The sequence below is a fragment of the Streptomyces sp. NPDC057694 genome (assembly GCF_042799415.1).
GTDB lineage: Bacteria > Actinomycetota > Actinomycetes > Streptomycetales > Streptomycetaceae > Streptomyces.
Genome location: NZ_JBHVIX010000048.1, coordinates 18,047 through 28,203, shown reverse-complemented (window position 1 = coordinate 28,203; position 10,157 = coordinate 18,047). Strand labels below are relative to the sequence as shown.

Genomic DNA, 10,157 nt, shown 5'->3' with positions numbered 1-10,157 from the left:
GTGGGTTGGGAGGTGTGTAGAAGAGACGGTTTTGCTCCGCAGACACGACGCGCCGCCGCTACGCGGCGGTATCCGGCGCTCCGCGCCAAATACAACTCGCGTGCTCCGCACGCGAGTTGGCGTCACTCCGTGACGCCAGGTCAGCAACGCTCCGCGTTGCTGACTGCTCAGATCGCTCCGCGATCTGAGCAGTGTGTCCACTCTCCGCGCGGATACACCAACAACAGCAGCTAGCGGGTGCGGTCGGCGTCATTCTTTGCAGCCGGATTGATTATGGCCTGAGAATTCGCTTGCGATTGCTTCTGCCATCCAATGGCTGATGGGTAATCAGATCGTTTGTGTATAGGTCTAGAGCTTGTCCGACGGATCAGTCGGCACGACGAACTCGCCCAGTGCCACAACAAACAGGTCAAGATCACCCTTGCCCGATAGGTTTCCGCCCAGCCTGTTCGCCTGGCCACCCGTCTGATGTCCTAGCGGCGAGTGGCATACGCCTTTGCACGTAGTGGCCGAAGACGCCGAGGAGAACCACCTCGCTGCCCAGCAACACGCGTTCCACCAACCCGATCAGCTCTCGGTGGCCCGGTCCCGCGGACAGAGCCATGACCACGGCCCCTGCCAGAGCGGCTGTGGACAGCAGGCGTAGCCAGCGGATCGTTCGGCCCGCGTCGGGGGCCGCAGCGAGCCGCCGGGCCAGGACGATCCCGGCCAACGGCAGAGCGAGGAACGCCATGATGGAGGCGTAGCGATGCACATAAGCCGAGCCGCTCAGATGCGTGGTCAGCGGATCGGTCGGTACCACGGCAGCGACCACCAAGCCCAGGCCCCAGGCTGCCAGCAGCACAGACGGCAGACCACGCACACCGGTGAGCCATCTCCTCCCCACGGCCAGCAGGACGAAGGACATCACCCCCAGGACCGCCATGCTGGTCTCGATCAGTCCACCGCGGTCGAGTGCGGCGAAGTCGCTGACAGTCAGTGAGAACGGGCTCAGCCCGGGGTCGGTGTCCAACGGCGCCCCCACCGCCGCCGCTGCTGCCAGTGCGACGGCGCCCCACAGTGCGGGAGCGAGAAAGCGGCTGAGCCTGCTGGGTGGACGGCGCCGACGAGTAGACATGTCCTGATCGTTCACTCTGGACAGGCGCCGCACCATGAGGGCGATCCCCGAGATCACCCTGACCCCTACCCGGAGAAATCCGCCGACGACACGGGGCGCTACTCCGCTCCACGCTCGCCCCGCGGCCCGTTCACCAGGGGCTCGGCGCAGCTTGCTCGTCACCCAGTCAGTGACGTACTGGCCATGCTGCCGCAGCGGTTGGGCCGTCGTGCGGCCCGCGCCCTTGAGCCAGCAGTCGCGGAGGACGTCGTCGGCACCGTCATCGGGCTTTCGGCCCTGATGCCGGGTTCTCGCACTGCCCCCTGCGTCTCCTGCTGGGGCCGGTCAGGAGGTGTGGAACCCCACGAGGCCGGCGAGCAGGATGACGCTGTGGTCAAAGAAGACCGTGTCGTTGTCGAAGGCGCCGTGGAGGTGGCCGAAGAGTTCCATGCTGACCGCTCCGAACAGTTGAGTGTAGGCGCTGACGGCGCGCATCAGCAGTGCCGGCGGGACGTCGAGGAAGCCTGTCGCCTCGGCGAGGGTGGCGGCGTTTGCGGCGACTTCGTCCGACCAGGGTTCGTCGGCGGGTTGGGTGAGTTGTCCGGTGCGCCAGGCGTCGCACGCGATTCCCAGCAGCAGCAGCGGGATTCTGACGGCCGGGGTGACTGTGTCCTGGGGCGCCTGGTAGCCGGGCACGGTCGTGCCGTACAGCAGTGCGTACTGGTGCGGACGGGCCAACGCCCAGTCCCGCACGCCGTGGCACACCGCCAGCCAGCGGTCACGGTGCGCCTTCTTGGTGGCCGCCGCGGCCTCCAGATGGTCGGCGAGGTCGCGATAGGAGTCGATGATCATGGCGGTGAGCAGCTGCTCTCGGCCGGGGAAGTAGCGGTACAGCGCCGAGGGCACCATGTCGAGCTCGCGGGCGATGGCCCGAAGCGTCAGCCCGGCGGAGCCGTGCGCCGACAGCTGACGGAACGCCTCTGCCTTGATGTCGTCGATCAGTGCTGAGCGGGCCCGCTGTCGGGCATTGGGGATCGCTGCCATGCCCCCAGCATGCCACAAGAGAGAACGCCGATCTGCAACGAGAACACTGTTCTTGACGACAGGCCGTAAGCGTGACTACTGTTCTCCAACGAGAGCAGTAGTCACGAAATGGGAGGGGCAAGATGTTCCAGGAGATGCGCTACCGCGGACCGTCGCTCGACGAGCTGCACGAGAACTACGCCAAGCGGCACCAGACCGACGAGGCCGCACCCATCCGGTCCACGCACGAGGTACTCATCGACGCGCCGGTCGAGCGGGTGTGGGCCCTGCTCGCCGACCCCGCAGGCTGGTCGACGTTCGCCCCGGCCATCCACGAGGTGCACGTCGCCGGGGATGGCATCGTCGCGGTGGACACGCGGTTCACCTGGATCAACGGCCGTACCAAAATCGCCTCACGGTTCGCCGTCGTCGAGCCGCTGCGCGAGATCACCTGGACCGGCAGCGCAATGGGCTCGCGCGCCGTGCACCGTCACCTCCTCACGACTCGCGAGGACGGCACTACGCTCCTGCGCTCCGAGGAGTCCATGGCCGGCACCCTGCTCGGGCTCTTCTACGACAGCGCGAAGCTGCACACCGAGCTGACCCGCTGGCTCGACTCGATCAAGACTGCCGCGGAGCGGTCATGACCAGGACACGACCGGGACCTGGTCAAACTTCAACAGCACTGGGTGTGCCGCGAGGAACTCGACATCATGGACGCGAGAGTTTCACCGAGCTGCGGCGCCCCCTGCGCGCAGTGCCGCTGCTGAGCGACGTACTCACCCGCTACAACGACTCGAAGTTCCAGTCCCTGCCCGCGTGTATTGCACTGCTCTGAGCTGCACAGAGACGCGAATTCCGCGTAGCCCACCAGGCGGCCCGCGGGGCGAAGTACGGTGCAGCGCAGGGGACGGGTTACGTCGTGGTAGTCAGTCCGGGGCCGCGCTGGGAGCGTTCTGTCTTCTGTCCTGGTTGCTTGGGCACGACGGTGCGTGGATCCACGGCCTCACCGGGTGCGCCTTCTTGGTACAGGCCGGTGGGGTTGGCGTCGCGGTCGTGCGGGAGGAGGAAGAAGATGCGCCTCTTGTAGAGGCCACTGTCCGGGTCGGGTTCGGCGTCCGTGCTGAGCCGGGCGTAGCCGACCATGCGGCCGTCCCGCAGGTAGGGGGGCTTGGTGTTGCGGCGCTTGGTCTTGTCGAGGGTCTGACGTACGTAGTCGAGGCCGTCAGGGTCTTCGAGCCACACCACGTCGTCCTCGTGGGCGAGATCGCTCTCGGTCAGTAGCGAGCTCATGGCGTCGGCCCCTCCTGGATGGGGTGATGCGGGCGGGGAATCAGCGTGCTGCGCGGGGTGGGCGTCCTGCGCCGGACACTCACCTCATCGTAAGTCTGTGTGAGGGGCCGTGCGGGGCTGCGTTGGTCTGACCTCTGTCCCGGGAGAGGCATGGTCACTCCTCGACCAGCAGCGCAAGGTTGGGGTAGTACTTGCGCCCGTTGGATTTGATCATGTCGCTGGGTGAGGCGAGGCCCAGCTCCTGGCGGATGCGGTTGGCGAAGGCCCGGGCGCCAGCGGGACGGACGCCTTCTCCGGCGTGGCACCAGGCGCTGTACTCGGTGTGGAGCAGGCCCTGTTCCACACGCAGTTCGCTGTCGGTGGAGTCGGGGGTGCGGGTGCAGCGTTCGCTCAGGAAGCGGCCGATGTGGTCTTCGGTGGCTGCGTAGGCGGTAGTGGCCAAGCGGACGCGGTCGGGGCCGTGGAGGGGGTCCCGGGTGCTGAGGTAGCGGCGGGCGCCTTCGATCAGCCAGTGCAGGATTCCCGGTCCCTCGTCTCTGACGAGTTCGAAGGCCAGGTTGTCGATCTTGCGGTCGTCGGGGACCACCTTCTCGAACGGCAGAAGGCGGATGCGGCGCCAGAACGCGAACCCGCCGGTGGAGACTTCGGGCCGGTGGTTGCCGAGCAGCCACAGGTGGTGGGTGGGGGTGAAGGAGAAGAAGTCCTGGCGCATCCTGCGGGCCTTGATCTTGTCGCCGCCGGTCAGGAGGCGCACGCGGGCCTCGTCGAACTTGTCGTTGGGCTTGAGCTCGCTGCAGACCACCAGGCGCCGTCCGTGGAGTTCGGTCAGCTCGGTGGAGTGTTCGGAGAATGCGCCGCGGTCCATGAGAAATCCGGGTGGGGCGGCGTCCGCGTAGTCGCCGAGGATCTGGATCATCACATCGAGCAGAACGCTCTTGCCGTTCTTGCCCTGTCCGTGGAGGAAGGGCAGGACCTGCGCGCCGACATCGCCGGTGATGGAGTAGCCGAGCAGGAGATGAAGGAAGTCGATCATCTCTTTGCCGGCGGCGTCGTCGCCGAAGGTGTCGTCGAGGAAGCGGTGCCAGCGGGGAGTGTCGATGGGCTCGGGGGCCACGCTGGTGGCGCGGGAGTGGAAGTCGCGTGCCGGGTCGGCCTTGCGCAGGATGCCCGTGCGCAGATCGACGACGCCCGAGGGGGTGCACAGGGCGTAGGGGTCGCCGTCGAGGGTGTCGGGGTCGACGGACAGGTCGGGAGAGGCTTTCGCCAGGGTGAGGAAGGCCTGCATACCGGTCGTGGAGAGGGTACGTCGCCGGTGGTTGTGCAGGTCGCGATTGCTGAAGGAGCCGCTCGGATCTGTCTGAGCGATGTCTTCTGCCATCTCGCTGGCCGCCCAGAGGGCTGCCTTCTCCCCGCCGGTCCGCTTCCAGCGGTAGCCGTCCCAGGTGTACCAGCCCAGGCCTTCGGCGTGGCGGAACTGCTCGCGGTACAGGCGGATGAAGAGCAGCGCGTTGCCTCGGTCGGACAGGGTCCGGGGCAGCAGGCCCGTCGGTGGGGGCGTCGGTGCGGCTGGAACAGTCGCCTGGGCGGGGAGCAGGCTCGGGGCGGGCAGGGTCTGGGCCTCCAGGTCGAGCATCTGCTGTGCTGCGGCCTGGGGGTCGAAATCTGGGGGGTGTTCCGCGCTGCTCATGAACGTCCTTGAGAGTGAAGCGGGCGGTTCGCCCCTGCGGACAGGGCGTCGCTGATGATCCTTGCGTTGCGCGGCTGTTGGTGAGGGCGGGCCTGGTCCGCGGTCTCCTGGAGCACCTGACGGATCGGCTGCTCCTCGATACGGCCGGCGGCTGCGAGCCCTCCTGCCGTGTAGGCGGCACGGTTGAGCTTCTCCGTGAAGGCGGCGCCCTCGGCTACGGCACCGCATGCAGCGACCTCGGCGAGCAGCGGTTCGAGGATCCGTTGTCCGTCGGCTGTGTTCCTGGCGGCACGGCGGCCGCGCGACGTGGGGACGAGCGGGGCCGGTTTTGGGGGTTCTATGAGGTGGCCGGTGCGGATCAGTTCGTCCCTCAGCCAGGCGGGGAGGTCTGCGGGGAGCCGGGCCGGGCCTTGTGGTTGGTAGCTGCCCTGTGCGGTGCGGGTGGTGGGGGCGATGATGTAGCCGCCTTCGGCCCGCACGTCGACCTGCCAGGCCAGGGCCACCTTCGGGCTTGAGCCGGTGGAACAGCGGAACCGGGTCTGGGGGGCTGGATTTCGGTACCAGATGTGCAGGCCACCGGAAGGAGTGCGCACGCGCAGGGTGCCCGTGTCGGCGGCGGGGTTGGCCTGGCCCCGGTAAGCAGCCAGAAGCGCGAGGGTGTCGAATCCGCTGGCCAGGCCCGCGAGATTCACCTGTTCGGGGATGCCGATGCCTGGCAACAGACGCCTGCGGTCGGGGACTTCTGCCTGGTGTGCATCTACGTCGAGAACCAGCAGGTCTGCCGGACCGGTGGACACACCGATACCCGCGGTGGGGGCATCGTTCCACCAGTCACTGATGACGTTCGGGTCTGTGGTCGCCGCGTGGAAGCCGTGGCAGGGCCGGCCAGCGGGGATGCAGGGGCAGTGACTGGCCGGGTGCGGGGATGCCTTGCAGGCCGGACAGTTGGCTGCGGGTGTCTTGCGGTTGGGAGCCAGCGGATGGACCGGCCATCCCTGCTGCGCACACCAGCGCGCGACGGCGTGCGGCGTAGCCGACCGGCCTGCGGGAGCAGGCTCCGAAGCCTCTTGGCGCAGCACGCGGATCCTCGAAATCGGTTGAGTCCCTGCCAAGAGTGCCTGGTCAGACACACGGTGGTTGCCCGACAGGGACTGAAGGGACTGTGTTCCGGAACGAGTCTAGGCCCTGGTCCGGGGGACTTGTGGAGCTTCCTGCGCGCGCCGCGGCATTTTGAACCAGAGTCCCTACAGTCCCTCCGGTCCCTGGCGGGGGCCCGGCCGGTGAGGCGGGCGGAGGTGGAGAGACCAGGCGGCGGCATCAGGGCTGGCGCTCTTCGGTCCCTGCCCTTGAGTCCCTTGACGTTTCCGCAGGTCAGGGGCTGGCCTCAAGCCTGAAAAGGGACTGGAGGGACTGAATTTCTCTATTATGAGCGCTCCAGCTACAGGGGGTTCTTCTTCGCGTGCGTACGTACGTAGATGTTCATAACTAGCTGATAATGGAGAAGTTGAGTCCCTTCAGTCCCTGATACGTCCCATGCAGGGCTGTGAGCTGGGCTTTTCTGCCAGGGACTGAACAGGGACCCAACCTGACCGTGCCTCGGCGCGACGTCGGCCTTGTCCTCCGGCTTCGCGAGCAGGCGCAGCCATCCCGGGCCCATGCCGTGCTCGACCCGGCTGGACACGGTCCGCCCGCCGACACCCCATGCCGCAGAGGCGGTCAGGCAGGCGTTCAGCTGGTGGGCGGCGGCGGCGACCCACGACCCGTACTCGACGGGCATGTCCCGCCACGGAACCCCAAGTCCTGACCCGAAACCGTAAGCCGTCAATCAGCTGCCACCGCGGCCAGACGGGTGGGCGCCCTGCCCTCGTCCCCGTCGGCAACAACGGTGCCAGCACGGCCCACTGCTCATCTGTGAGATCTCGCCGCCCCATGAACCACGATCATTCGGCTTTCCTCGTCGGTCAGGAGCGGAGCCGGGGCCCTGCTCAGGCGGCGAAGCCGATGTTCATGACGTATTCGTAGGCGCCGTAGTCGGAGCCTAGGTCGGCGGTGATGTCGTCGAACCAGGCGGCGTCCATGGCGTCGTCGTCATTCGCCGCCCATGCGTCGACCATCCGGTCCCAGTTCCTCACGTTCAGGGTGCGGAAGGAGACCTCGCGTACGTGGGGGCGGTTCACCTGGGACTGGTTGAGCGGGTGGAATTCCACGCGGGTGCCACGGCCGTCCTTCTTGAGGCGCTGCAGCAGGTGACGCGCCACGTTGTGGCGGCGCACCTGCAGGTAGGCGGCCTCCAGTTGGGCGAGGCTCTTCTTCGACGGGGAGGCCTTGCCCTCGGCCCAGCGCTTCAGTGTGCGGTCGGTGACGTTCAGCCCGGCTGCGCGGGCGGCTGCCTTCGCTCGCTCGGAGCGGGTGAGGTAGTGCAGGCGGGCGAGCATGCCGCGGCGCTGGGTGACGGGGGTGGCGATGAACTCCACCAGTGCGTCGAGCTGTCGGGCCGCCGCCTCGTAACCCTTGATGCCCTGGGCGCCGAACTTGCCGAACTCCGTGTTCCTGTCGGGCACTTACTCTTCCCCTTCGGAGTCTGAGTCCGGGTGGGCCGTGGAGCCTGCAGTGTAGAGGTCTTTGACCTTGACTTCGGTGACGCCGCGGCCCTCGGGGAAGACGGTGCGCCAGTCGCCGATGACGTGGAGTTCGTCGGTGCCCATGGCGCGTACGACGGTCAGGCCCTCCTCGTGGGCCTTGAGGGCCTTCATCCACAGGTTGGCGAAGGCCTGCGAGCGGATCAGGTGCATCCAGTCCGGCCGGTACAGCTCCCGGTTGTAGTTCGACTCCCCCATCGTGGAGACGAACTTGGAATACATCGCCTTCACGTACTCCAGTGTCACCTCGTCGTCCTCGGCGATCGCGGTGTCCCGGGAGTCCTTCAAGGCGATGCGGAACTTCTCCAGGAGCCCTTCCGTGGCGCCGGAGGTGTACGACTCATGGATCTCGGGCGGCTCGCACAGCCCGTACTTGGGCCCGGACAGCCGCTGGAGGAGGCGCAGGGTCGGCTCGGTGACCCACAGCGGACCGGGCTCGTCGCGCTGCCCGATCGGGTTCGGCAGGACGTCGTCGTGGTCCCAGTGCGGCGGCGTGATCAGGTGGATGCCGGCCCGGCGCCGGTCGTGGCCGAAGCCGGTGGAGTGCTCCAGCTGGCCCAGCGGCAGGTGCGTCTTCAGGGCGGACAGATAGGCGCCGTTGATGTCGAGGGCGGTCACCTCGTGCTCACCCGGTGGCAGTTCGGGCCGCGTCCACTTGGGGCGGGCCTCCCACACCTGGTCGGCGCCGCGCGAGGTCTGCTTCTTGAGCACGTCCGGCATCCAGGGATGCGCGATCACGTCATAGCGTCCGCCCGCACGGGTGGCGTCCAGCAGCGCCATCGCGTCCGGGATCGCCCGCTTCACCAACGCCGCGGTGGCGCTCTCCACGTCACCCTGGTGTTCGGCCAGCGCGGCCCGCACCGCCTTGCCGATCAGCCCGACGGGTTCATCGGAGGGCTGGAAGGCCCGGCGCGTCGGCGGCTTCGGCCGGGCGGCCTTGTGACCTTCGCGAGCCGGTCGGCCGCCGGTCGAATTCCTCGGCGGCCGCGCCGGGGCGGGCTCCGGGGGCGCGGCGGGCGCAGTGGCCTCGGCCGGTGGGGCCATGGAATGGCAGTCGGCTGCGTCCAGGTGCTGCGGGAAGCCGGCTACGCGGTGGCCGGCCGGGCCGCCACACAGCACGCACGGCTGCGGGGCGGACAGGGCCTCGACGTCGTCTGCATCAGCGTCAATGTCGACGTCGTCGGGCTGGCCCGGTGCGGATTCGGGCTGTGGGTCGGACGGTGTCTCGTCGGCGCCATGAGCTGAAGGCTCGGTCCGTGGTTCTTGACGGAGCTTCTGCGCGAGACCGTCCAGGAGGTAGGCGTACCGGGTGCGCATCGCTCCGGACGGCTCCCGGCTGCCTGACTCCCAGGCGCTCACGGTGGAGGGGCTCACTTCGAGTGCGCGGGCTACCTGCGCCTTGGACAAGCCGGCCTGCTCCCGCAGCTCGCGCCGTACTTCGACCGCGGGGAGTTCGGCCTCCGCGGTGACGGAGGCGAGCAGGGAGTCGATCGCGTCGAAGCCGCTCATGGCCGACGCCCCTCGTCGCGCTGGCTGCGACGGCGCTCGGCCAGCTCCGGAGTGACGATCTCCTTCACGCGCTGCTGTCCCCACCCGGTGATCTCGGCCGCCCGCCCGATCCTGCCGTGCACGGGGCGCCCCGTCACCGGATCCCGGGCCAGGAACGCGCGCAGCGCGGCGGTGACACGCTCCTCGGCGGTCTTCAACGCCGCCACCGATACCGCGAGTTCATGTTCATCGTCCAGTTCCGCCACCAGGCAATTATGTCAAATGTTCTGACGTTCGTCAAAGTAGTGATTGTCGCGATTTACGTGATGGGCATCGAGTGGTTCTCCGCGTACGACAACAACTACATCGACGACGCGCACCGGCTCGACATCGACCATCTTGTCCCGCTCGCCGAGGGCTCGCCGTTCGGCGGCATCGCCGTTGTGCTCGTAGTCCATGGCGGCGGGAAGTCCGCGCCTTGGACCGCAAAGTCGTCGTGAATGGCGAGTGCGTCGAGGAGAGTGTTGAGCAGTTGCTCGGCGGCGCGCTGCTCCGCCCGGCCTGCACCATGGTTGACAACGCGCGCAGTCGGTCGAGAGCGGTCTGCCTTCGCTTGACGCGGATCTGCCGGGCCACCCGTTGCTCGGTCTGGGCACGCTCCCCGGGACTTGTGGCCGAAGTCGTCATGCGCTCGCACGTGCGCTCAAAGAGAGCCGCTGTGTCCGCGCTGCACCTCTCGCGGACATCTGCTTCCTCCAGCTCGTCAGAACGGACGGCGACGGCCAGGTCGACGGCGTCACGCAGGAGCCGCTCGGTGCTCTCGCGGCTCGTGCACACCGGGCAGTGCCCGGTCACCCCGTTTGCTCCACACGTTTGGCGCGGCGCGGCCACGCAGCCCGATGGCATGCTTGCCGCTCGTCGTCACAGCGCG

10 protein-coding genes are annotated in these 10,157 nt (G+C 67.9%); 2 read left to right on the top strand and 8 right to left on the bottom strand.

Translation table 11 applies throughout. The features are described 5' to 3' along the window. Nucleotides 1-415 precede the first annotated feature (415 nt). Entirely contained in the window at nucleotides 416-1,117 is a 702-nt protein-coding gene (locus ACFVDP_RS43315; RefSeq protein WP_383503248.1) for a DUF998 domain-containing protein, read from the bottom strand. Nucleotides 1,118-1,441: 324 nt separating this feature from the next. Then, nucleotides 1,442-2,140: a TetR/AcrR family transcriptional regulator gene (locus ACFVDP_RS43310; RefSeq protein WP_383503245.1), complete on the bottom strand. Its 699-nt coding sequence runs from the start codon at nucleotides 2,138-2,140 to the stop codon at nucleotides 1,442-1,444. A gap of 122 nt (nucleotides 2,141-2,262) precedes the next feature. Between ACFVDP_RS43310 and ACFVDP_RS43305 the strand changes: the two genes are divergently transcribed. Continuing rightward, entirely contained in the window at nucleotides 2,263-2,766 is a 504-nt protein-coding gene (locus tag ACFVDP_RS43305; protein ID WP_383503243.1) for an SRPBCC family protein, read from the top strand. Between the two features lie 268 nt (nucleotides 2,767-3,034). Here the strand turns inward: ACFVDP_RS43305 and ACFVDP_RS43300 are convergent, their stop codons facing one another. The 6 genes from ACFVDP_RS43300 to ACFVDP_RS43275 all read right to left on the bottom strand — a co-directional run bounded on the left by ACFVDP_RS43300 (nucleotide 3,035) and on the right by ACFVDP_RS43275 (nucleotide 9,492). Further along, a complete protein-coding gene (locus ACFVDP_RS43300; RefSeq protein WP_383503241.1) occupies nucleotides 3,035-3,412 on the bottom strand; it encodes a DUF6009 family protein in 378 nt (125 codons plus the stop codon). A 154-nt stretch (nucleotides 3,413-3,566) separates the two neighbouring features. Continuing rightward, nucleotides 3,567-5,099 carry a phage/plasmid primase, P4 family gene (locus ACFVDP_RS43295; RefSeq protein WP_383503239.1) on the bottom strand — a complete coding sequence of 511 codons (1,533 nt, stop codon included), beginning with the start codon at nucleotides 5,097-5,099 and terminating at the stop codon, nucleotides 3,567-3,569. Further along, nucleotides 5,096-6,175 carry a bifunctional DNA primase/polymerase gene (locus tag ACFVDP_RS43290; protein ID WP_383503246.1) on the bottom strand — a complete coding sequence of 360 codons (1,080 nt, stop codon included), beginning with the start codon at nucleotides 6,173-6,175 and terminating at the stop codon, nucleotides 5,096-5,098. Before ACFVDP_RS43290 ends, ACFVDP_RS43295 begins: the two co-directional genes overlap by 4 nt. A gap of 909 nt (nucleotides 6,176-7,084) precedes the next feature. Continuing rightward, on the bottom strand, nucleotides 7,085-7,660 hold the full coding sequence (locus ACFVDP_RS43285) for a transcriptional regulator (RefSeq protein WP_383503237.1): 576 nt from the start codon (nucleotides 7,658-7,660) through the stop codon (nucleotides 7,085-7,087). Further along, nucleotides 7,661-9,247, bottom strand: coding sequence for a helix-turn-helix domain-containing protein (locus ACFVDP_RS43280; protein WP_383503235.1), 1,587 nt, complete (start codon nucleotides 9,245-9,247; stop codon nucleotides 7,661-7,663). Then, complete coding sequence (locus ACFVDP_RS43275) at nucleotides 9,244-9,492, bottom strand: hypothetical protein (protein WP_383503234.1); 249 nt, start codon at nucleotides 9,490-9,492, stop codon at nucleotides 9,244-9,246. Before ACFVDP_RS43275 ends, ACFVDP_RS43280 begins: the two co-directional genes overlap by 4 nt. 39 nt (nucleotides 9,493-9,531) lie before the next feature. Between ACFVDP_RS43275 and ACFVDP_RS43270 the strand changes: the two genes are divergently transcribed. Continuing rightward, nucleotides 9,532-9,726 carry a hypothetical protein gene (locus ACFVDP_RS43270; protein ID WP_383503232.1) on the top strand — a complete coding sequence of 65 codons (195 nt, stop codon included), beginning with the start codon at nucleotides 9,532-9,534 and terminating at the stop codon, nucleotides 9,724-9,726. The last annotated feature ends 431 nt before the right edge of the window (nucleotides 9,727-10,157 follow it).